19 protein-coding genes and 1 tRNA gene are annotated in these 21,770 nt (G+C 72.6%); 15 read left to right on the top strand and 5 right to left on the bottom strand.

Translation table 11 applies throughout. The features are described 5' to 3' along the window. Positions 1-41 precede the first annotated feature (41 nt). Both DEI82_RS04085 and DEI82_RS04080 read right to left on the bottom strand, forming a co-directional pair. Positions 42-683: a histidine phosphatase family protein gene (locus DEI82_RS04085; RefSeq protein ID WP_111009082.1), complete on the bottom strand. Its 642-nt coding sequence runs from the start codon at positions 681-683 to the stop codon at positions 42-44. Positions 684-735: 52 nt separating this feature from the next. Then, positions 736-1,596: a Sir2 family NAD-dependent protein deacetylase gene (locus DEI82_RS04080; RefSeq protein WP_111009081.1), complete on the bottom strand. Its 861-nt coding sequence runs from the start codon at positions 1,594-1,596 to the stop codon at positions 736-738. A 58-nt stretch (positions 1,597-1,654) separates the two neighbouring features. Here DEI82_RS04080 and DEI82_RS04075 point away from each other — a divergent pair, with 58 nt between their 5' ends. Together DEI82_RS04075 and DEI82_RS04070 are read left to right on the top strand one after the other, a co-directional pair. Next, a complete protein-coding gene (locus DEI82_RS04075) occupies positions 1,655-2,476 on the top strand; it encodes an RNA methyltransferase (protein ID WP_111013294.1) in 822 nt (273 codons plus the stop codon). A 32-nt stretch (positions 2,477-2,508) separates the two neighbouring features. Next, positions 2,509-3,741 (top strand): D-alanyl-D-alanine carboxypeptidase family protein, encoded by a 1,233-nt coding sequence (locus tag DEI82_RS04070; RefSeq protein ID WP_181435099.1) that lies wholly within the window; start codon positions 2,509-2,511, stop codon positions 3,739-3,741. Between the two features lie 13 nt (positions 3,742-3,754). Here the strand turns inward: DEI82_RS04070 and DEI82_RS04065 are convergent, their stop codons facing one another. After that, positions 3,755-4,549, bottom strand: coding sequence for an SGNH/GDSL hydrolase family protein (locus DEI82_RS04065; protein WP_111035953.1), 795 nt, complete (start codon positions 4,547-4,549; stop codon positions 3,755-3,757). A 23-nt stretch (positions 4,550-4,572) separates the two neighbouring features. Here DEI82_RS04065 and DEI82_RS04060 point away from each other — a divergent pair, with 23 nt between their 5' ends. The 8 genes from DEI82_RS04060 (at position 4,573) to DEI82_RS04025 (ending at position 14,946) form a co-directional block, all read left to right on the top strand. Next, complete coding sequence (locus tag DEI82_RS04060; protein WP_111035882.1) at positions 4,573-5,748, top strand: acyl-CoA dehydrogenase family protein; 1,176 nt, start codon at positions 4,573-4,575, stop codon at positions 5,746-5,748. Positions 5,749-5,803: 55 nt separating this feature from the next. After that, on the top strand, positions 5,804-8,185 hold the full coding sequence (locus tag DEI82_RS04055) for an FUSC family protein (RefSeq protein WP_111035881.1): 2,382 nt from the start codon (positions 5,804-5,806) through the stop codon (positions 8,183-8,185). A 111-nt stretch (positions 8,186-8,296) separates the two neighbouring features. Beyond that, a complete protein-coding gene (gene dinB / locus DEI82_RS04050) occupies positions 8,297-9,550 on the top strand; it encodes a DNA polymerase IV (protein WP_111035880.1) in 1,254 nt (417 codons plus the stop codon). A 26-nt stretch (positions 9,551-9,576) separates the two neighbouring features. Then, on the top strand, positions 9,577-11,382 hold the full coding sequence (locus DEI82_RS04045; protein WP_111035879.1) for a DEAD/DEAH box helicase: 1,806 nt from the start codon (positions 9,577-9,579) through the stop codon (positions 11,380-11,382). Next, complete coding sequence (locus DEI82_RS04040) at positions 11,379-11,582, top strand: hypothetical protein (protein WP_111009074.1); 204 nt, start codon at positions 11,379-11,381, stop codon at positions 11,580-11,582. The genes DEI82_RS04045 and DEI82_RS04040 overlap by 4 nt, the downstream gene beginning before the upstream one ends. A gap of 120 nt (positions 11,583-11,702) precedes the next feature. Next, positions 11,703-13,031 carry an NAD(P)/FAD-dependent oxidoreductase gene (locus DEI82_RS04035; protein WP_111013298.1) on the top strand — a complete coding sequence of 443 codons (1,329 nt, stop codon included), beginning with the start codon at positions 11,703-11,705 and terminating at the stop codon, positions 13,029-13,031. Positions 13,032-13,169: 138 nt separating this feature from the next. After that, on the top strand, positions 13,170-14,318 hold the full coding sequence (locus DEI82_RS04030) for a zinc-dependent alcohol dehydrogenase (protein WP_111035878.1): 1,149 nt from the start codon (positions 13,170-13,172) through the stop codon (positions 14,316-14,318). A 40-nt stretch (positions 14,319-14,358) separates the two neighbouring features. Continuing rightward, positions 14,359-14,946 (top strand): hypothetical protein, encoded by a 588-nt coding sequence (locus DEI82_RS04025; RefSeq protein WP_111035877.1) that lies wholly within the window; start codon positions 14,359-14,361, stop codon positions 14,944-14,946. Positions 14,947-15,045: 99 nt separating this feature from the next. Here the strand turns inward: DEI82_RS04025 and DEI82_RS04020 are convergent. After that, positions 15,046-15,131 (bottom strand) — tRNA-Leu (locus tag DEI82_RS04020). 168 nt (positions 15,132-15,299) lie between these two features. On the opposite strand from DEI82_RS04020, the gene DEI82_RS04015 reads away from it, so the two are divergent. Continuing rightward, positions 15,300-16,625, top strand: a complete 1,326-nt coding sequence (locus tag DEI82_RS04015) for a M20/M25/M40 family metallo-hydrolase (RefSeq protein ID WP_111009070.1) — start codon at positions 15,300-15,302, stop codon at positions 16,623-16,625. Continuing rightward, a complete protein-coding gene (gene mshC, locus DEI82_RS04010; protein ID WP_111035876.1) occupies positions 16,625-17,890 on the top strand; it encodes a cysteine--1-D-myo-inosityl 2-amino-2-deoxy-alpha-D-glucopyranoside ligase in 1,266 nt (421 codons plus the stop codon). The genes DEI82_RS04015 and mshC overlap by 1 nt, the downstream gene beginning before the upstream one ends. 45 nt (positions 17,891-17,935) lie before the next feature. Here the strand turns inward: mshC and DEI82_RS04005 are convergent, their stop codons facing one another. Then, on the bottom strand, positions 17,936-18,871 hold the full coding sequence (locus tag DEI82_RS04005) for a proteasome assembly chaperone family protein (RefSeq protein WP_111013397.1): 936 nt from the start codon (positions 18,869-18,871) through the stop codon (positions 17,936-17,938). Positions 18,872-19,029: 158 nt separating this feature from the next. On the opposite strand from DEI82_RS04005, the gene DEI82_RS04000 reads away from it, so the two are divergent. The 3 genes from DEI82_RS04000 to DEI82_RS03990 all read left to right on the top strand — a co-directional run bounded on the left by DEI82_RS04000 (position 19,030) and on the right by DEI82_RS03990 (position 21,752). After that, a complete protein-coding gene (locus DEI82_RS04000; RefSeq protein ID WP_111035875.1) occupies positions 19,030-19,764 on the top strand; it encodes an HAD family phosphatase in 735 nt (244 codons plus the stop codon). Then, on the top strand, positions 19,764-20,777 hold the full coding sequence (locus tag DEI82_RS03995) for a tRNA (adenine-N1)-methyltransferase (protein WP_111009067.1): 1,014 nt from the start codon (positions 19,764-19,766) through the stop codon (positions 20,775-20,777). The genes DEI82_RS04000 and DEI82_RS03995 overlap by 1 nt, the downstream gene beginning before the upstream one ends. 63 nt (positions 20,778-20,840) lie before the next feature. After that, positions 20,841-21,752, top strand: a complete 912-nt coding sequence (locus DEI82_RS03990) for an FKBP-type peptidyl-prolyl cis-trans isomerase (protein WP_111035874.1) — start codon at positions 20,841-20,843, stop codon at positions 21,750-21,752. Positions 21,753-21,770: the final 18 nt, after the last annotated feature.

Genomic DNA, 21,770 nt, shown 5'->3' with positions numbered 1-21,770 from the left:
AGGACCGCCGGACCGAGGTGGGAGCGCCAGCCCGGCGGCCGTCAGTCGCCCTCGGCCTCGAGCGGGTTCTGGTACGCGAACTCGTACCGCCCGGGGGCCTCGGACTGGTCCTCGATCGGGTCGTCGAACCGGACGAGTTCCCCGCGGAAGCGCTCGGGGTCCCAACGGAACGAGTGGATCGACCCGTTTCGGATCGGCGTCGTGAAGGAGTCGGCGGTACCCGGGGCGAGCTCGTTCACCACGGCACGGATCACCGCTCCGTGCGTCGCGACGACGACCGCGCCGGCGTCGAACCGGATCGCGATCTCGCCGAGCGACTCGAGCACGCGGGCGAGCAACGCCGAGCGCGACTCGCGGCCGGGCACCGAGCCGTCCGGGAACCGTTCGCGGATCTCGACGTCCGTCAGGCCCTCGGCCTCGCCGTACGACCGCTCGACGAGACCGTCGTCCGTCGACGGAGTGGGCAGCCCGAGCCGGGAGGCGATGATCGCGCCCGTCTCGAACGCCCGGGACAGCGGGGACGCGAGCACGGCGTCGAACCGGCGACGCACGAGCAACGCACCGGCGGCAGCTGCCTGTCGGCGTCCGGTCTCGTTCAGTGGGATGTCGGTCGACCCCTGGATGCGGCGCTGCTTGTTCCAGTCGGTCTCGCCGTGCCGCACGAGGTACAGGAGGGTCGTCACCGTTCGTCCCTTCCGCGGCGATGCGCCGTCCGTGGTGGCGTCGGCGACGCGGTCAGTGCAGGAGTCGGTGGCGCAGCGCCGTCAATGTCTCGGTGGTGCCTGCGTCGAGCCTAGCCACCGCCCGACGGTCACTGCGCGTGGCACCCCGGTTCACGATGACGACGGGCTTGCGGCGACGAACGGCGTGGTCGACCAGCCGGACGCCCGAGTTGACGACGAGGGACGACCCGACCACGAGGAGCGCGTCCGCGCCGGCGACGATCGAGACGGCCTCGTGGAACTTCTCGACCGGCACGAACTCGCCGAAGAACACGACGTCGGGCTTGAGCACGCCGCCGCACACCGAGCACGCGGGGACACGGAACCGGTCGGCGCCCGTGATGTCGACGTCGCCGTCCGGCGCGAGCGTCACCGTGCCGGGTTCGTCGATCCAGGCGTTCTCCCGGTCGAGCACCGCTGCGAGATCCGAGCGTGCGAACGCCTGCCCGCAGCGCAGGCACACCACGCGGTCCATGGACCCGTGGAGCTCGACCACGCGGCGCGACCCGGCCCGGAGATGGAGACCGTCGACGTTCTGCGTGACGATCCCGCTCACGACACCGGCCGCCTCGAGGTCGGCGAGCGCCCGGTGCCCGTCGTTCGGCCGGGCGGACGAGAACGTGCGCCAACCGAGGTGGCTCCCGGCCCAGTACCGCCGGCGCCTCGCCGGGTCGGCGGAGAACTCCTGGAACGTCATCGGCGTGCGCGCCACGCGGCCCGCACCCCGGTAGTCGGGGATCCCGGAGTCCGTGCTGATCCCGGCCCCCGAGAGCACGGCGATGCGCTTGCCCCGCAGCGTCTCGACGACGCGGTCGAGGTCGTCACCCTGCTCGGGTGCGCCTCGCTCGAGGTCGCCCGCCTCCACCCGCTCCATCGGCTCCACGGTACCCTCAACAGCCCACGACCCCGATCGCTTCCCGGAGGACCATCCCGTGCAGACGGTGCGCATCGACGCCCTCGACGACCCGCGACTCGACGACTACGCCCGCCTGACCGACGTCGCGCTCCGACGCGTGCGGGAGCCGGAGGGTGGGCTGTACATCGCCGAGTCGAACACCGTGATCGAGCGTGCCCTCGCCGCTGGGCACGTGCCTCGGAGCGTGCTCGTGCAGGAGAAGTGGCTGCCCGAGGTCCTGCCGATGCTGGCCGAGCACGACGGTCCGGTGTTCGTCGGTCCCGACGCCCTGCTCGAGGAGCTCACCGGGTTCCGCATGCACCGCGGTGCGCTCGCGGCGATGCAGCGACCCGCCGAGCCCGCACTGGCGGACGTCGTCCGGGACGCGCGTCTCGTCGTCGTGCTCGAGGACATCGTCGACCACACGAACGTCGGTGCGGTCTTCCGGTCGGTGGCCGGACTCGGGGCGGACGCCGTCCTCGTCTCGCCGCGCTGTGCCGACCCCCTCTACCGCCGCAGCGTGCGCGTGAGCATGGGGACGGTCCTCCAGGTCCCGTGGACACGGATCGGCGAGTGGGCGGACGCCGGGCCCGCGCTCCGGGCCGCGGGGTTCCACCTGGCCGCGATGGCCCTGACGGACGACTCCGTCCCACTCGACGCGTTCGTCCAGGACGTGCCCGAGCGCGTCGCACTCGTCATGGGCACCGAGGGTGACGGCCTGAGCGCGCGTGCCGTGGCCACCGCCGACACCGTGGTGCGGATCCCGATGGCGCACGGGGTCGACTCGCTCAACGTGGCGGCGGCGAGCGCCGTGGGCCTGTGGGCGGTCGCACACGCCCAGCGCGCGGCGCGCAGCTGATCCATCGCCGCCCACCCCTAGGCTGCTGTGCCGTGTCACGTGTCGTCCACCGGCCCCGCTCCGCGGTCCGGCGTCCCGTCCTGATCACCGTGGTCGCCGTGGTGCTCGTCGCGGTCGCGTACCTGGTCGCGGCGGCCGTCGTGCCCTTCGCGCCGGCGACCGTCTCGCGCGCGACCTACGCCGCACCCACGGCGACGCTGCCGGCGCTGTCGTTCCCGGGCTACGGCGCGACCGCGGTCGAGGCCCCGGGCTTCGCCGGGAGCCTGCAGACGAGTGGCGACACCGGTCAACGCTCGATCGCGAGCATCAGCAAGGTGGTGACGGCCCTCGTGGTGCTGCAAGCGCACCCACTGACGACCTCGGACGACGGGCCGACGATCACGTTCACGGCCGCGCAGCACGCCCTGTACGACCAGTACCTCGCCCTGGACGGCGAGGTCGCGGCCATGCCGGTCGGTCTCCGGTTGAGCGAGCGGCAGGCGTTCGAGGTCATGCTCATGAAGTCCGCGAACAACTACGCCGGGGCGCTGGCCCTGTGGTCGTTCGGGTCGATGGACGCGTACCGCACGGCGGTCCACGCCTGGTTGTCGGCGCACGACCTGGACCACACGACCATCGAGGAGCCGACGGGACTCGACCCGCACAACACCGCGACCGCGTCGGACCTCGTGCACCTCGGCGAGCTGGCGATCGCGAACCCCGTGGTGAAGCAGATCGTCGGCACGCAGCGCACGACCATCCCCACGGTCGGTCCGATCGAGAACTCGAACAAGCTGCTCGGGATGGACGGTGTCGAGGGCATCAAGACCGGGACGCTCGACCAGGCCGGTGCGTGCTTGCTGTTCGCCGCGACGTACCAGCGCGGCGGACGCGCCGTCACGGTGGTGGGAGCGATGCTCGGCGGGAGGGACCACGACTCGCTCGACGTCGACGTGCGGCGGCTGCTCGACTCGGTCGCGGACAACTTCCACGTCGTGACCCTGACGAACCGCGGGCAGACGTTCGGCCACTACGCCACCCCCTGGCGGCCGCGGACGGACGCGGTCGCCGCCTCGGCGCGGTCGGTGCTCGTCTGGGGGCGGACGACGGTGACGGCACGCACTCGCCTCGAGCAGGTGACCTTCGGCCGTCGGGGCGAGCGGGTGGGCGCCGTGCGGTTCACGATCGACCACCACGCCCCCGTCACGGTGCCGCTCGAGCTCGACGCGTCGATCACGGAGCCCGACCTGTGGTGGCGCTGGACGAACCCGTTCCAGGGGGCCTGAGGCCGTCAGCGCGTCAGGGCGTGTCGGAGCGGTGCTCGAGCACCGTCTGGAGTTCGGGCCGCTTCGGCTCGACTCCGTCGCCCGAGGACGTGTGCCGGATCCGCCGGACGACCCACGGCACGAGGTACTCCCGCGCCCAGCCGAGGTCCTCGACCCGCGCCTCGCGCCACGGCCGAGCCGCCAGGGGCTCCGGCTGCCACGGCGCCAGCTCGTGTTCGACCCCGAGGGTGTCGAGCACGGCCGCGGCGACGGTGGCGTGCCCGACGGGGGAGTGGTGGAGGCGATCGGGCGCCCACATGCGCGGGTCCCGGAGGACGCGGAGCGCCCACATGTCGGCCACGAGTGCGCCGTGCTTGAGCGCGATCGCGTGCAGGTGCTCGTTGTAGATCGCCGCCTTGCCGCGGACGAGTCCGAGCACCGGCGTGGTCCCGACGTCGGGTCCGGTGAACAGGACGACGGTCGCGCCGTCCCGCCGCAGGGTGGCGATGAGCCCGTCGAAGCGCTCGGCGACCTCGTCCGGGTCGCTGCCGGGACGGATGATGTCGTTGCCGCCCGCCGAGACCGTGATCAGGTCGGGCCGCAACGCCAACGCGTGTTCGGCCTGTTCGTCGATGATCTGCTGCAGGAGCCGCCCGCGGATCGCCGTGTTCGCGTACGCGAAGTCGACGGTCTGGTTCGCGAGCACCTCGGCGACGCGATCCGCCCACCCTCGATGGCCACCGGGGACGCTCGGGTCAGGATCCCCGATGCCCTCGGTGAACGAGTCACCGATGGCGACGTACCTGGACCACGGATGCCGATCTGTCACGACCACAAAATAGTCTCGTCCTCGTGACCGACACCACCGCGTCCAGTCCGGGCTGGGAGCTCGACGACGCCCTGCTCGCCCGCATCGCCGCCCGCGCTCCCGGGTACGACCGTGACGGCCGGTTCTGCACGGAGGACCTGGCCGAGCTCCGCGACGCGGGGTACCTGCGCGTGGGCGTGCCGGTCGGCTCGGGAGGCGCGGGGCTGGGTCTCCGGGACACCGCACGGATCCAACGACGGCTCGCCGCGGCGGCACCGGCCACCGCGCTCGGGCTCGGCATGCACCAGGTGTGGGTGCAGGCCGCCCGCGCCGTGGGCGCCAGGGGCGAGTCGTTCCTCCAGATCGTGACGGACGCGGCGGCCGCCGACCGGCTGCTCGCCTTCGGCGTCAGCGAGGCGGGGAACGACGCGGTCCTGTTCGACTCGACGACCCGTGCCGAGTCCGACGGTGCCGGGGGATGGCGGTTCACCGGTCGGAAGTCGACGGTGTCGCTCGCGCCGGCGTGGGACCTGCTCAGCGTGTTCGGCCGGGACGACAGCGACCCGGCCGCCCCGGTGCTCGTGCACGGGTTCGTCGAGCGGGAGCAGCCCGGGCACCGCGCGCTCGGGGACTGGGACACGCTCGGCATGCGGGCCACGCGGAGCGACGCCACCGAGCTCGACGGCGTCCACGTGCCCGCCGACCGGATCGTCCGCGTGCTGCCCGTCGGGCCCTCCGCCGACCCGTTTGTCTTCGGGATCTTCGCGGCGTTCGAACTGCTCGTCGCCGCGGTCTACGCCGGCATCGCCGAGCGGGCGCTGGCCCTCGCCGTCGAGGGCGTCGGGCGACGGACCGCGCTCGACGGCTCGCCCCGGTCGTCCGATCCGGACGTCCGTCGGGCGTTGGCCGATGCGCAGGGCGCCGTGGACGCGGTGGTCCTGCAGATCGATGCGTTGACGCGGGACGTCGACGACCTCGTCGACCACGGACCCCGGTGGTTCCCGCTGCTCGTCGGCACGAAGGCGCGCTCCGTCGACACCGCGGCTCACGTCGTCGACGAGGCCATGCGCGTCGTCGGCGGGGGCGCGTACCGGGCCGGGGCGGAACTCGCGCGGCTGGAGCGGGACGTCCGCGCGGGGCAGTACCACCCGTCCTCCCGGGACTCCGCCGCCCGGACGATCGCGGCGGCCCTGCTCGGGCCGGTCCCGGCGCCGCACTGAAGGTCGTTCCGGTCCGGTACCATTGCCAGGGGACCACGACAGGAGGCGGCACCGGGTGACGAGCGCGACCGACCGATCCCGGGCCTCCCGGCTCGCACCCGAGCGGATCGCGCGTCCCGGTCGCCGACGGCGGTTCGTCGACCGCGTCCTCATGCTCGACGTCGGCCTCGTCCGGACCCAGAGCGCGCTGCGGACCCTGCTGTGCGTGCCCGCCGGGATGGCGGTCGGTCTCGCCCTCGCCTCCGCGGTCGGCCTGCCCGGCGTCCTCGGCGTGCTCATCGGGGCGATGCCCGCCTTCATCAGCTGCCTCATCATCAACGACGTCAGTGCCGGGCGCATCGCCGCGCGGACGGGTGCGGTGGTCGTGCCGTTCGTCGTCGCCTTGTTCGCGAGCGTCGCGCTCGATCGGTTCCACGTGCTCGAGCTCGCGCTGATCGTGGTGCTGTTGTTCGTGCAGTTCGCCGCGATGGGCTGGGGACCGTGGGCGACCGACGCCGCCGCGGTGGTGTTCTCCGGGTACCTCTGCGGGCTCCTGACCCCGTTGCCAGCGGCGAGCGTGGCCGGTCTGGCACTCATCGGTGCCGGTTCCCTCGCGGTGACCGTCGTGATCCGCGGTGTGTTCCTGCGGCCCATGCCGTTCCGGTCCCTGCTGTGGACCCGGCGTGCCCTGCTCGCCTGGGCGACCGCCGTCCTCCGTGCCGCCGTCGACCTGCTCGCGGTCGGACCCGACGCGTCCCGGGAGCGGGTCCGGGCCGCCCGTCGCCTGCGCCGACGGCTCGACCGGTTCCAGGAGGTCGCGCTCACCGCCGACGGCATGCTCGCCGCTCCGGGTGCGGGACCGACGGGCGCGACCGCCGAGACGCTGCACCGGCTGCTGTTCGACACCCACCTCGCCGTCGACGGACTCGGCCGGACCGCCGAGACGCTCGCCGGGAGCGGGGCGCCCGACGACGTCCGAGCCGCGGTCGCGGAGGCGATCCGTACGGTCGTCCGCGGCGGCGGCGCGCAGGGGGCGACGGCGGCTGAAGGGATGCTCGCCCGGTTCGGGGTCACGCCGTCCGCCCGGGCGGACGGGTCGGCGCTGGCGCACGTCGTGCACCGCGCCGCCCTGCAGCTCGCCGACCTCGCCGCCGCCGCCCGCGCTTGGGGGACGCTCCGCGCCGCGCTGCCGCGTGAGGGTGACGCGGTCCCGTTCCGGACACCGGTCGTCCTGGTCGGCGGACGTCCGTCCGGCGCGGTCCCCGTCCTCGACGACGCACTCGCCGACGGCATGACCGGCCCCTGGCGACGGTGGCACGTCTCGGCGTCCCTCCGCACCGGCATCCAGGCGGCGGTCGCGGTCGCGGTCGTGGAGCCGCTCGCGCTCCTGCTCGACGGCAGCCGGTTCTACTGGGGTGTGATCGGCGTCATGATCGTCCTCGCCGGCACGAACTCGACGCACGAGCGGGTGCGGAAGGCACTCCACCGCGGGGTCGGGACGGTCTTCGGCGGCGCGCTCGGGATCGTCCTCGTGCACCTGCTCGGCACGCACCACCCGTGGTGGACCGCCGGCATCGCGGTGTTCGCCCTCGCGGTCGGCACCTACGGGTTCGGCGGCGTCTACGCGATCTGGGTCACAGCGCTCGTGGTCGTGCTCTGCCAGGTGTACGCGTACGGCGGCAGTTTCACGGACACGCTGATCCCGTTCCGGCTCGCCGAGAACCTGCTCGGCGCCGCGGTCGCCGTCCTCGTGAGCGTGGTCGTCCTCCCGGTGGCGTCGGGCAGGATGGTCCGGAGCGCCGTGCGACGCCAGCTCGCGGCCGTGCGCTCGTTCGTCCTGTCCGCGGGTCTCGTCGATGTCGGTGGGGACGGTCCGCGCGACGCCGACCCCTCGGATCCGGATGCCTTCGACCTGCGGCGCCGGTCACGCGCCGTCGACGCCGCGACCTACCAGCTCGACGCGGTCATGAAGCCCATGGTGCGGTTCCCGTCCGGCGGTGCGGCCCGCACCGACGCGCGCACACGGGCGGCGCTGCAGTCGGTCGCCGTGTTCGCGCGCGAACTCGCCGGGAGGCCCGCTCCGATCGCGCGACCACCCGTCCCGGTCGTCGAGGCCCTCGCGCACGCCGCGGGGGTGCTCGCCACCTCGATCGACGCGCTCTCCGGCGCCGTGGGCAGCGGTCGTCAGCGCGGGGAGATCCGACGCGGCGACGACGCGTGGGTGCGTGCGAGCGACGCGCTCGACGCCGCCGTCGCGGCGACGCCACCCGGACCCGCGCACGAGTGGGTGCACGACCGGGTCCTGGCGCTCGGTCGTGTCGACGACGCGCTCGCGGTACTGGCCGAGCGGAGCGGACTCCCGGTCGCCGGCGTCGCCTCCGGAGCCACGAGCACGAGCGCCCGAGCACGCCGGGCCGCGGCGCTCGTCGAACGACACCTGCTCGCCACCGACCGCTGAGCGCTGGGCGCTGAGCGCTGAGCGCTGAGCGCTGAGCGCTCCGGAGTTTGTCGGCGGCGCATGCCACCATGGTCGCGCGTTCGGCCGATGTCGATCGCGGAAGGACGTGGCGTGAGCAAGCAGGACGGCAGCACCCGCCTCGTCACGGAGGCCCCGACCGACGACACGACCGCGTCGGTCCTGCACGTCGACATGGACGCCTTCTTCGCCTCGGTCGAGTTGCTGGACCGTCCCGACCTCGTCGGCAAGCCGGTCATCGTCGGGCACGACGCCGAGCGCTCGGTCGTCACGGCCGCCACGTACGAAGCGCGTCGGTTCGGGGTGAACTCCGCGATGCCGATGGCGATCGCCCGCCGCCGCTGCCCCCAGGCGATCGTCGTCGAGCCGCACTTCGAGAAGTACCGGACGAACTCGCGACGCGTCATGGAGATCCTCGATCGCTACACGCCGCGGGTCGAACGCCTCGGGATCGACGAGGCATTCCTCGACGTCCGGGGGGCGCTCCGCCTGCACGGCACCCCGTGGCAGGTCGGCACCGCCATCCGCGCCGAGGTCCACCGCGAGACCGGCCTGCGCTGCTCCGTCGGCGCCGCCGCCACCAAGTTCGTGGCGAAGCTCGCGTCGAGCCGCGCGAAACCGGACGGGATCCTCGTGGTCCCGGAGGCCGACACCGTCGCGTTCCTGCACCCGCAGCCGGTGTCCGCGCTCTGGGGTGTGGGCGGCAAGACAGCCGAGGTGCTCGAGCGGCGTGGCATCCGCACCGTCGGGGACCTCGCGACGACCCCGGTCGCGTCGCTCGTGTCCGCCGTCGGGCCCGCGATGGGAAACCGCCTGCACGAGCTCGCGTGGGGGCGCGACCCGCGGGTGGTCGAGAGCGGCTCGGTCGAGAAGTCCGTGGGCCACGAGGTCACCTTCCCGACCGACGTCACCGACCGCGACGAGCTCGCCCGGGAGCTCCTGCGCCTCGCCGACCGGGTGGCCGCTCGCCTGCGGGCGGCGGGCCTGCGCGCGCGGACGATCGCGCTGAAATTGCGGTACACGGACTTCACGACGCTCTCACGGTCGCGCACGCTGCCCGAGCCCACGGACGTCGCGCGCCGCATCCACCGCGAGGCCGTCGACCTCTACGACGCCCTGCACCGGCCCGGACACCGGATCCGGCTGATCGGTGTGCGGGGCGAGAACCTCGCGCCCGCGGGCGAGAGCAACGCGCTGTGGGACGACGACGCGCCGTGGCGCGAGACCGAGACGACCGTCGACGCGGTGGCCGCGCGGTTCGGCGCGGGGATGGTCCGGCCCGCCTCCCTCGTGCGTCCGCAAGCGGCGCCCCACGCTCCGCACGCCCGACAGGACGGCGAGGCGTGACGGCACGGCCGGTAGACTCCCATGGAGTGAGTGCAGGGGAGTCGAGCCAGGAGGCCGCGGGCAACGCAGCGGCCGAGCACCTGTCGCCGGCGTTCCCGGACCGTGCCGCCTGGGGCACCGCGTCGAAGCTCCGCGCCTGGCAGGTCGAGGCGTTGACCAAGTACTTCGAGACCGAGCCGCGTGACTTCCTCGCCGCCGCGACACCGGGCGCAGGCAAGACGACCTTCGCCCTCCGACTCGCCACCGAGCTCCTGGCGCAGAACACCGTCGACCGGATCGTGGTCGTCGCCCCGACGGAGCACCTGAAACGGCAGTGGGCGGACGCGGCCGACCGCGTGGGCATCCGGCTCGACCCGATGTTCAAGAACGGCGACGGCATGTTCGGTCGGCACTACCAGGGCATCGCGATCACCTACGCCCAGGTCGGTATGAACCCCGAGGTCCACCGCCGGATCACCGAGGGTGGGCGCACGCTCGTCGTCCTCGACGAGGTCCACCACGGCGGTGACGCCCTCACCTGGGGCGACGGCATCCGCGAGGCCTTCGGAGCCGCGACCCGACGACTGTCGCTGAGTGGCACGCCGTTCCGCTCGGACACCAACCCGATCCCGTTCGTGAGCTACGCACCGGACGACGAGGGCATCCGGACCTCCATCGCCGACTACAGCTACGGCTACGGCCGAGCGCTGCAGGACGGCGTCGTCCGCCCCGTGTTGTTCATGGCCTACGCGGGCCAGATGCGCTGGAAGACCCGCATGGGGGACGAGATGTCGGCCTCGCTCGGCGAGCAGGTCACGAAGGACATCACCGCGCAGGCCTGGCGCACGGCACTCGCCCCCGACGGCGAGTGGATGACCGCCGTGCTGTCGGCCGCCGACAAGCGGCTCACCGAGGTCCGGCGTGGGGTCCCCGACGCCGGCGGTCTCGTCATCGCCACCGACACGACGACCGCCCGGGCCTACGCCCGGATCCTCCAGCGGATCACCGGCGAGCGACCCACCGTGGTGCTCTCCGACGAGGCCGCGGCCTCCAGCCGCATCGGCGCGTTCGCGGCCGACGAGACCCGGTGGATGGTCGCGGTCCGGATGGTCTCCGAGGGTGTCGACGTCCCGCGTCTGTGTGTCGGCGTGTACGCCACGAGCGCGAGCACCCCGCTGTTCTTCGCTCAGGTGATCGGTCGTTTCGTGCGGGCACGTCGTCGTGGTGAGACGGCCTCGGTGTTCCTGCCGAGCGTGCCCGGGCTCATGGCCCTCGCGGCGAGCCTCGAACTCGAGCGCGACCACGCCCTCGACCGCCCCAAGGGCACGGACGACGGCATGTACAACCCCGAGGACGCCATGGTGGCCGAGGCGAACCAGGACGCCAAGGCCTCGGACAGCCTCCTCGACCTGCAGCCGTTCCAGGCCCTCGACTCGCAGGCGTCGTTCGACCGCGTCCTCTACGACGGCGGCGAGTTCGGGTCGGGCGGCGAGATCGGCAGCCTCGAGGAACTCGACTTCATCGGGATCCCCGGGCTCCTCGAGCCGGACCAGGTCCGCGAACTGCTCCGCCAGCGTCAGGCGACGCAGGCCAAGCGCGCGCGACGGGGGAAGGACGGCCAGCCGCGACCCCCGGAGCCCGAGCACCGACCGATGTACATGACGATCAAGGAGCAGCGGTCGGAGCTCCACCGGCTCGTGTCGATCTGGGCCCGGCACAGCAACGAGCCGCACGGCGCCGTGCACGCCGAGCTCCGTCGGATCAGCGGGGGACCGGCAGTGGCCCAGGCGAGCACCGAGCAGATCCAGAAACGCATCGACATCCTCCGGTCCCGGATCGGCAACCGCCGGTGATCGAGCCCGTCGACGAGCGCACCTGGTTCGTCAAGCGCGAGCCGGACGCCTCGCCCGAGGCCATCATCGACCGGTTCGGCGGCGGGTACCGACTCCGTCGCTTCTCGCTGACCGAGGCACGACGGACCGCGCACGGCGTCTACACCGGCCTCGACATCGCCGAAGCGGCCTGGTGGCGACTCCGTCAGCGGCGCGGGTGACACAGGTCGACCACGGCTCGGCGGCGACGCGCGCCGACGACGCGATCCGAGCCTCCCGGGACGGACGCCGGGCCGTCGGAAATGGTGACCGTCCGAGCCGATCTGGCGTAGACCGTATGCATGGCTGACTCGATCCCACACGTCCTCGTCCTCGGCGGCGGTTCCGGCGGTTACTCCACCGTCCTGCACCTGCAGAAGCAGGCCACCACGGTCCCGATGCGGATCACCCTCGTCGACCAGAACACGTACTACACGTACCTGCCGTTCCTGCCCGAGGTCGCCGGCGGGCACATCGCACCCCGCGACGTCACCGTGGAGCTCCGCCGTGCGCTGCGGCGCACCCGGGTCATCCAGGGCAAGGTGACCGGGATCGACAGCACGGCGAAGACCGTCTCGGTCGCCACGGCGGGCGGGGACGACCGCACGCTCGGCTACGACCACGTCGTCGTCGCCCTCGGTTCGGTCACCCGCGTGTTCCCGACCCCCGGTCTCGAGGAGCACGCCGTGGGGTTCAAGAGCGTCGAGGAGGCCGCGTTCGTGCGTGCCAAGCTCCTCGACAACATCGCCAAGGCCGCGGCCACGCGTGACGAGGAGGAGCGCCGCAAGCTCCTCACCAGCATCTTCATCGGCGGTGGCTACACCGGTGTCGAGGCGATCGGGGAGCTGTTCGACGTCTCGCAGGCCGCCATCGCGACCTACCCGTCGCTCGCCGGCGAGCAGCCTCGATGGGTGCTCATCGACGCGCTCGACCGCGTGGCGCCCGAGGTCGGCCCCGACCTGTCGAAGTGGACGCTCGAGTCGCTCCGTGCCCGCGGGATCGACGTCCGCCTCAAGACCACGATGCCGAGCTGCGAGGGCGGGGTGGTCAAGCTCAGCGACGGCGACGAGTTCGCCGCAGGCCTCATCGTCTGGACGGCGGGCGTCAAGCCCAATCCGGTGCTCGACAACACCGATCTGCCGCGCGGGCCGAAGGGCCACCTGGCGTGCAACGCGAAGCTCCAGGTCGAGGACGAGCAGACCCACGAGGTGGTCGAGGGGGCCTGGGGCCTCGGCGACGCCGCACAGGTGCCCGACCTGACGGCGGAGAAGCAGCCGGCGTACTACCCGCCGAACGCGCAGAACGCGGTCCGGCAGGCGGTCGTCGTCGCGGACAACATCGTCGCGACGATCACCGGGCAGCCCATCCGCGAGTACCGCCACGTGTCGATCGGATCGGTCGCCTCGTACGGCATCGCGAAGGGCGCGGCCAACATCAAGGGCATCAAGATGACGAACCTCCCGGCCTGGGCTGCGCACCGCGCCTACCACGTGTACGCGATGCCGACCCTGAACCGGAAGGCGCGCATCGTCATCGGCTGGCTCACCGGCGCCGTGTCGGGTCGCGACTCGACGTCGCTCATCAAGGAGACCGACCCGCGGCGCGAGTTCGTGGACGCCGCGAACAGCTGAGTCACGCTCCGCTGACGCGGGAGACGGACGGGAGGGACGGTGCCGGTCGGCGCCGTCCCTCTCGTCCGTGGGCGGGGTACGTTCCTGGATCGCCGCCCAGCGGGCGTGGGGTGGACTCGGGACGTCGAGAGGAGACGCATGCGCGCCATGACCTACCGGGGGCCCTACCGGATCCGAGTCGAGGACAAGGACGTCCCTCGGATCGAGCACCCGAACGACGCGATCGTCCGCGTGACCCGAGCCGCCATCTGCGGCTCCGATCTGCACCTGTACCACGGCCTCATGCCGGACACGCGCATCGGGCACACCTTCGGTCACGAGTTCATCGGCGTCGTCGAGGAGGTCGGCTCCTCGGTCGAGCGGCTCCAACGTGGCGACCGGGTGATGGTCCCCTTCAACATCTTCTGTGGCACCTGCTGGTACTGCGCCCGCGGCCTGTACTCGAACTGCCACAACGTCAACCCCAACGCGACCGCGGTCGGCGGCATCTACGGGTACTCCCACACGACGGGCGGCTACGACGGCGGCCAGGCGGAGTACGTCCGGGTGCCCTTCGCGGACGTCGGTCCGCAGGTCATCCCCGACTGGCTCGACGACGAGGACGCGCTCATGATGACCGACGCGCTCGCCACCGGGTACTTCGGTGCACAACTCGGCGACATCGCGGAGGGCGACACGGTCGTCGTGTTCGGCGCGGGCCCGGTCGGTCTGTACGCCGCGAAGTCCGCGTGGCTCATGGGTGCCGGCCGGGTGATCGTCATCGACCAGCTCGAGTACCGGCTCGAGAAGGCCCGCACGTTCGCGCAGGCCGAGACCATCAACTTCGCCGAGGTCGCCGACGTCGTGCTCGAGCTGAAGCGCACGACCGACTTCCTCGGTGCGGACGTCTGCATCGACGCCGTCGGAGCCGAAGCCGACGGCAACCTGCTGCAGCACGTCACCGCGACGAAGCTGAAGCTCCAGGGCGGTTCGCCCATCGCGCTCAACTGGGCGATCGACGGCGTCCGCAAGGGCGGCACGATCTCGGTCATGGGCGCGTACGGGCCGATCTTCAGCGCGGTGAAGTTCGGTGACGCGATGAACAAGGGCCTGACCTTGCGCATGAACCAGACCCCGGTGATCCGCCAGTGGCCGCGGCTGCTCGAACACATCCGCGTCGGGTACCTCAAGCCGAGCGAGATCATCACCCACCGCATCCCGCTCGAGCACATCGCCGAGGGCTACCACCTGTTCTCGGCGAAGCTCGACGACTGCATCAAGACCGTGATCGTGCCGGAGGGCGCGTGACCGGCGGCGACCGGACATCGCCGAACACGAGGAGGACCGCATGACCGACGACGAACCGCTCGCCTACCTGCCGGACAAGCCCCGCGACGTCCCCACGCCAGACGAACTGCGTGCTCGGATCCCGGGCTGGGGCGCCGACCTCGACCCCGCCGACCGGCCGGCCGTGCCGCGCCTCCGGTTCGACCCGTCCGCCACCGGTGCGCACTGGACGTTCCCGGAGCGACAGCCGGGTGCCGAGGGCCGCGAGCGCTCGATCGAGCACGCCTTCGTGACGCCCGTGTTCGGGACGGCGCAGCCGCTGTCCGGTGTCTCGGGTCTGATCCGCCGCGCTGCGTACGGGTTCTTCAGCGAAGGGCGTGCGGCGCACTGGCTGCTCCTCATCGCCGGGGACCGCGTCAACGTCGCGGAGGCGCGGATCGCCGCAGCCCTGCAGGGGTCGCCGGACCGGGTCGTGCACGAGACCGGGATCGCTGCCGAACGGGGCGGCCGGGGGATCGCCGAACGACTGCGCTCGTCGCGGTCGGACACGCACCACACGTGGATCGACCCGCTGCTGACGATGGGGCCGTACGTGCTCGTGGGCCTCGTCGTGACCTCGCTGGTCCGGGGCCTGGTGCGTCGGCGCTGAACCCGGGTCCGCCAGCGGCGGAGCCGGGATGCGGTGCACGGGCGGGGACGGCCACCGGACGAAGAAGCGGCTGGTCCCGATGGGACCAGCCGCTCGTCGTGTCCGAGGGGGGACTTGAACCCCCACGCCCTAATACGGGCACTAGCACCTCAAGCTAGCGCGTCTACCAATTCCGCCACCCGGACAGGGTGTCGACGCGGGTCCTGGGCCTTCCGGCCGGTCCCGCTGCCGAGGAACGACAGTAGCACGGATCGGCGGCGCGACCGCACACGGGCGCGCATCCCGGGCGCGCCCGCCCGGCCTGCCCGCACCGGCGGGCACCGTGGTCGTACGCGGACGGTACCGTTGGGGACATGACCGATGTGCAGCGACCGGCGGACGTCGACACGGAGCTCGAGGCCACCGCCGCCATCGCCCGTGACCTCATCCGGTTCGACACCACGAACCACGGCGAGGGGCGTTCGAACGGCGAGGCCGACGCGGCCGAGTACGTCGAGGCGCATCTCCGGGACCTCGGGCTGGAGCCGCAGCTGTTCGAGTCGGAGCCGGGCCGGGTCAGCGTCGTCGCACGGGTTCCCGGGCGCGACCGCGACAAGCCGGGGCTCGTCGTGCACGGGCACCTCGACGTCGTCCCGGCCGATCCCGCGAACTGGTCCGTGGACCCGTTCGGTGGCGTCGTCCAGGACGGCGCGCTCTGGGGTCGCGGCGCGGTCGACATGAAGGACATGGACGCGATGATGCTCACCGCCCTGCGGGACGTCATCGAGCGGCAGGGCGCACCCGAGCGCGACCTGGTGATCGGCTTCTTCGCGGACGAGGAGGCCGGCGGCGTCCTCGGCGCGCACCACGTCGTCGCGGAACACCCCGAGGTCTTCGCCGGGGCGACGGAGGCCATCAGCGAGGTCGGTGGTTACTCGATCACCCTCGGCGATCGCCGGGCCTACCTGCTGCAGACGGGCGAGAAGGCGCTCATCTGGATCAAGCTCGTCGCGCGGGGCACCGCCGCGCACGGCTCGCACGTGATGCGCGACAACGCGGTGACGAAGCTCGCCGCGGCCGTCGCGCGCATCGGGAGCCGCGAGTGGCCGGTCCGGATGTCCGACACGACCGACGCGATGGTGCGCGAGGTCGCCCGGTTCCTCGGGGTGGACCCCACGCGGACGGGGCCGGACGAGGTCGCGCTGGCGACCGGTTCGGCCTCGCGCTTCATCCACGCGGCCCTGCACACGACGACGAACCCGACGCTGCTGCACGCCGGCTACAAGCACAACGTGATCCCCGACACCGCCGAGGCGCTCGTCGACATCCGGTGCCTGCCCGGCGACGAGGAGCAGGTGCTCGCCGAGGTCCGTGAACTCGCCGGGGACGACGTCGAGGTGCTGACGACGCACCGGGACGTCGGTCTCGAGACCGCGTTCGCCGGTCCGCTCGTCGACACCGTCCGTGCGGTCCTCGACCGGCACGACCCAGGCGCGCCGGTGCTGCCCTACCTGCTGTCCGGCGGGACCGACAACAAAGCGCTGTCGACCCTCGGCATCGCCGGGTACGGGTTCGTCCCGTTGCAGCTCCCGGGTGACATGGACTTCCCCGCGATGTTCCACGGCGTCGACGAGCGGGTCCCGCTGGCGTCGCTCGCGTTCGGGCGCCGCGTCCTCGCCGATCTCCTGGCGACCTACTGATGCGGGCCTGGGAGCACCCCGACGTCCCCGAGGTCACCGGCGTCGGGAGCCGGCCTCGCGTGCACGACACCGCCACCGGCAGCCCGGTCGACCCGACGGACGGCGGCGAGCGCGCGACCATGTACGTGTGCGGCATCACGCCGTACGACGCGACCCACCTCGGGCACGCGGCCACCTACCTGGCCTTCGACACCCTGAACCGGGCCTGGCGGGATGCCGGGCTCGACGTCGAGTACGTGCAGAACACGACCGACGTCGACGACCCGCTCCTCGAGCGCGCCGCGGCGACCGGCGTCGACTGGCGCGAGCTCGCCGCCTCGCAGATCGCGTTGTTCCGGCGCGACATGGAGGCGCTGCGGGTGCTCCCGCCGGACGAGTACGTCGCGGTCACCGACGAGGTCGAGCGCATCGGCGAGGCCGTCGCGTTCCTGCTCGAGTCCGGCCACGGCTACCGGGTGCCGACGGAGGGCGCGGACGGCGACGACGTGTACTTCGACGTCCAGCGCGCGACCGACGCCTGGTCGCTCGGTGCCGAGAGCGGCCTCGACCGCGACACCATGCTCGCGCTGTCGGCGGAGCGCGGTGGCGACCCGGATCGACCCGGCAAGCGTGACCTGCTCGATCCGCTGCTGTGGCGTGCGGCACGACCCGGCGAACCGACCTGGGACACCGCTGTGGGCACCGGGCGCCCCGGATGGCACATCGAGTGCAGCGTCATCGCGGGCGACCGCCTCGGTGCGCCCGTCTCGGTGCAGGGCGGGGGGAGCGACCTCGTGTTCCCGCACCACGAGATGAGCGCGGGCCACACGGCGGCGCTCGCGCACGCACCACTCGCACGCGCCTACGTCCACACCGGGATGATCGCCTACCAGGGCACGAAGATCTCGAAGTCGCTCGGCAACCTCGTGACCGTCCGCGGCCTGCTCGACGACGGCGCCGACCCGCGGGTCGTCCGCCTCGCGCTCTTGTCCCACCGCTACTCGGACGACTGGGAGTGGTTCGACAGCGAGCTGACGAGCGCGACCACGCGGCTCGCCGCGTGGGACGCCTGGGCTCGCGGAGTCGATCTGGAGGACCGGGGCGACGCCGACACGTCGGTGGCCGTCGCGAGCATGGCTCGGATCCGCGAGCGGGTCGCGGACGACCTCGACACGCCGGGGGCGGTCGCCGCGGTGGACACCGCGATCGCGGCGGGTGGCACGTGCACGGGCGAGCTCGTCGACCTCGTCGACGCCGTGCTCGGGATCCGGATCGGACAGCGCTGACGGGGGACCCGGACCGGGGGTCCGGGTCCGTCGGCCGTCCCGCCTTCAGGACTGGGGTGGGCGCCAGGGACCCTCGCCGGGGCCACCCGGGGCGCCGTCCTTGCCGTCGCGTCGGCGGAGGTACTGCTCGAACTCCTGGGCGATCGCGTCGCCGCTGGCCTCCGGGGAGTCGACCGTGTCGCGCGCCTGTTCGAGCTGCGTGATGTAGCTCGCCATGTCCTCGTCGTCGGCTGCCAGCGCGTCGATGCCCTGCTCCCAGTTCGCGGCGTCGTCGAGCAGGGACCCGCGCGGCACCGTCACGTCGGTGAGGTCCTCGATGCGGTCGAGGAGCGCGAGGGTCGCCTTCGGCGAGGGGGCGTTGTGGACGTAGTGCGGGACCGAGGCCCAGAGGGAGATCGTGGGCACGCCGGCGGTGTCCATCGCGTCCGACAAGACGCTGATGATGCCGACCGGGCCCTCGTACGTCGAGTGATCGACGCCGAGCGCGGTGCGGACGTCCTCGTCCTCACTGGACACGAAGACCGAGATCGGGCGGGTGTGCGGGACGTCCGCGAGCATGGCGCCGACGAACACGACGGCGTCGATCGCGTGCACGTCCACCAGGTCCACGATCTCCGCCGCGAACCCGCGCCACGTCCGCGACGGCTCGGGACCGACGAGCACGTACACCCCACGCTCACTCGTGGTGCCGCCGGCACCGACGACCTGGGAGACGGCGGGCGTGGTCCCGGTGGACGCCGGACCATGGAGCACGATCCGCGGCCAGATGACGCCGCGCACGCCGTCGTCGTCGCTGCCGATCGTCGGGCGGTTGAACTGGTAGTCGACGTACCGTTCACCGTCGAGCTCCCGGAGTTCCTCCAGGTCGAGCGCGTCGACGATGCGTCGGGCGAGTCCGCTCGCGGCCTCGCCCGCGTCGTTCCATCCCTCGAACGCGACGACGAGCAGGCGCCCGTCGCTGAAGGGGGAGTGCTGTGGCACGGAGGGGACCTCCTGGTCGATCTGCCGAGGGACGCGGGGCGCCGCGACCTGCACACCAACAATAGGACGTGCGTCCTCGCGGGCACCGCGGCCCGCGCTTCCGGCGTCGTGCCCGGAGCGAACGGGCGTTCGGGTGCCCGCCGCTACACTCGGGGGCCGTGACCTCCGAACTCCCCGCCGCGGTCCTCTGGGACATGGACGGCACCCTCGTGGACACCGAGCCGATCTGGCAGCGGTCCCAGATGGTGCTGACCGCGCAGTACGACGCCCCGTGGACCCACGAGGACGGCTTGTCCCTCGTCGGCAGTGGCCTCGAGCGCTCCGGCGAGATCCTCCGTGAGCACGGCGTGGACCTGACCGTGGAGGAGATCGTCGAGTGGATGACGACCTACGTGTTCGAGCACATGCACGACGCCATGCCGTGGCGTCCCGGGGCCCGCGAGCTCGTCGAGGAGCTGCACGACCGCGGCGTCCCGACCGCACTCGTGACGATGTCCCGGCGACGGATGGCGGTCGACGTGGCCGAGTTGCTCGGCGCGAGGGGATTCCGCGTGGTCGTCGCGGGCGACGACGTGGAGCACGCCAAGCCGCACCCCGAGGCGTACCTCCGTGCTGCGGCAGAACTCGGCGTCGACCCGGCCCGCTGTGTCGCGATCGAGGACTCGCCGACGGGTGTCGCCGCGGCGCTCGCCTCCGGGGCCGTCACGGTCGCGGTCGAGCACGTCGTGCCGATCGCCGAGGGCAGCGCCGACGTCCGGCTCGAGTCGCTGGAGGGCGTGGACGTCGACCGGCTCGTCGCACTGACGGCGCCCGCGTTCTCGGCGCACGCCGCCGCGGCGACCACGGCGTCCTCCGGGGCGGCGGCGGCGCAGCTCCCGGGCGAGGGCGCGTGATGACCGGCGCGCCAGCCCGCGGTCCCTTCCGTGCCGGCGACCGCGTCCAGCTCACCGGCCCGAAGGGCAAGCTGACCACGCTCTCGCTCGAGACCGGCGGCGAGTACCACACGCACCGCGGCGTCCTCCGCCACGACGACGTGATCGGCCAGCAGGACGGCTCCGTGATCGCCTCGTCGAGCGGCGACGAGTACCTGGCCCTCCGCCCCCTGCTGAACGACTACGTCATGTCCATGCCCCGCGGGGCCGCGATCGTCTACCCGAAGGACGCGGCCCAGATCGTCGCCTTCGCGGACGTGTTCCCGGGGGCCCGGGTCGTCGAGGCCGGCGTCGGCTCGGGCGCGCTCTCGCTGTGGTTGCTCCGGGCGATCGGCGCCGAGGGGACCCTGCACTCGTTCGAGCGTCGTTCCGAGTTCGCCGACATCGCCCGCGGCAACGTCGCCACGTTCCTCGGGGCCGATCCGGACAACTGGACCGTCACCGTGGGCGACCTCGTCGAGGAGTTGGCGCAGCACGTCGACGCCGGATCCGTCGACCGGGTCGTGCTCGACATGCTCGCGCCGTGGGAGTGCGTGGACGACGCCGCCGACGCACTCGTGCCCGGCGGACTCATCGTCTGTTACGTGGCGACCGTGACGCAGCTCTCCCGCGTGTGCGAGGCGATCCGCGACACCGGCCGCTACACCGAGCCGGAGCCGAGCGAGACGCTCGTCCGCACCTGGCACGTCGACGGACTCGCCGTGCGTCCCGACCACCGGATGGTCGGCCACACCGGGTTCCTGGTGACGGCCCGACGGCTCGCGGACGGCGTCGTGCTGCCCGACCACCGACGCCGTCGCAAGCCCGAGTTCGCCGACGAGGACGTCGAACTGTGGACGCCCGGCGCCGTGGGCGAGCGGGCGACGAGCGACAAGAAGCTCCGGAAGGTCGCCCGGCAGGCGGCCGCGCAGGCCCGGAAGGTCGCCGCGGCGGACGGGCCCCGGGCGGACGAGGCGCCAGCGGACGACCGCTAAGCTCTACCGGAGTCGTCCGGCGTCATCCGGGCGCGAACCCCCGAACGAGTGGAAAGAGGGTCCGTGCGCACCATCCCCGCACTCCTGGTCACGGTCGGCCTCGTCGCGTCGCTCACAGCGTGCGCGTCGGGCTCGGCGTCCGCGGGGGGATGCACGGCACCCGCGCCCGGCAACGCGTCCGAGGCCGTGTCGGCGTCCGGCGCGATCGGTGCGAAGCCGACGGTCCACGTCCCGTCGCCGCTCACCACGAAGCGGACCGAGGTCTCCGTGCTCCACCGGGGGTCCGGCCGTGTCCTCGGCGAGGGTTCCCCGGCGGTCATCGAGTACACGGTGGTGGACGGCGCGACCGGCAAGACCCTGCAGACCAGCGGGTACAAGGGGACGACGAGTCCCATCACCGTCGGGTCGACGAACGGCGGTGCACTGGGCAACGCGCTCGAGTGCGCGCGGGTCGGTGACCGACTCGCGATCGTGGTGTCGAAGAAGGCGCTCCAGAACGGCAGCACCACCACGGCGAAGGTCCAACAGGACGCCGCGGTCGTCGTTGCGGACGTCGTGGACGGCTTCGCCTCGCGTGCCGACGGACGGCCACAGGTCGCCGCCGACGGCATGCCGGCCGTCGTGCTCGCCCCGAACGGTGCGCCCGGGATCACCGTGCCCGCCACCGCTGCACCGTCGACTGACCAGGTGCACCTGCTCCGCAAGGGGTCCGGCCGCGAGATCACCGCGAAGGACACGGCAGTGGTCAAGTACACCGCGGTCAACTGGGGCACGAACTCGACTGTCGCCGGGTCGAGCTGGACCGACGGATCGGGTGCCGTGACGGTCCCGCTGGCGCCCGGCAACCAGATCGCGGCATCGATCCGCAAGGCCCTGATCGGCAAGCAGGTCGGCGACCAGGTGCTCGCCGTCGTCAAGCAGAACGGCACGACGTACGCGTACGTGTTCGACCTGCTCGGCGTGATGCCACGCTGATCCCGGGGGTACGCCCGC

Source organism: Curtobacterium sp. MCBD17_019 (genome assembly GCF_003234555.1).
In the GTDB taxonomy this organism is placed as follows: Bacteria; Actinomycetota; Actinomycetes; order Actinomycetales; family Microbacteriaceae; genus Curtobacterium.
Note: the sequence above shows the minus strand (reverse complement) of the source record. Positions and strands in the feature narration are given on the sequence as shown.

Coding starts and splice junctions, on each gene's coding strand:
- DEI82_RS04080 (WP_111009081.1), bottom strand. CDS start 1,596: ATGGAGCGGGTGGAGGCGGGCGACCTCGAGCGAGGCGCACCCGAGCAG.
- DEI82_RS04035 (WP_111013298.1), top strand. CDS start 11,703: ATGGCTGACTCGATCCCACACGTCCTCGTCCTCGGCGGCGGTTCCGGC.
- DEI82_RS04030 (WP_111035878.1), top strand. CDS start 13,170: ATGCGCGCCATGACCTACCGGGGGCCCTACCGGATCCGAGTCGAGGAC.
- DEI82_RS04025 (WP_111035877.1), top strand. CDS start 14,359: ATGACCGACGACGAACCGCTCGCCTACCTGCCGGACAAGCCCCGCGAC.
- DEI82_RS04015 (WP_111009070.1), top strand. CDS start 15,300: ATGACCGATGTGCAGCGACCGGCGGACGTCGACACGGAGCTCGAGGCC.
- mshC (WP_111035876.1), top strand. CDS start 16,625: ATGCGGGCCTGGGAGCACCCCGACGTCCCCGAGGTCACCGGCGTCGGG.
- DEI82_RS03995 (WP_111009067.1), top strand. CDS start 19,764: ATGACCGGCGCGCCAGCCCGCGGTCCCTTCCGTGCCGGCGACCGCGTC.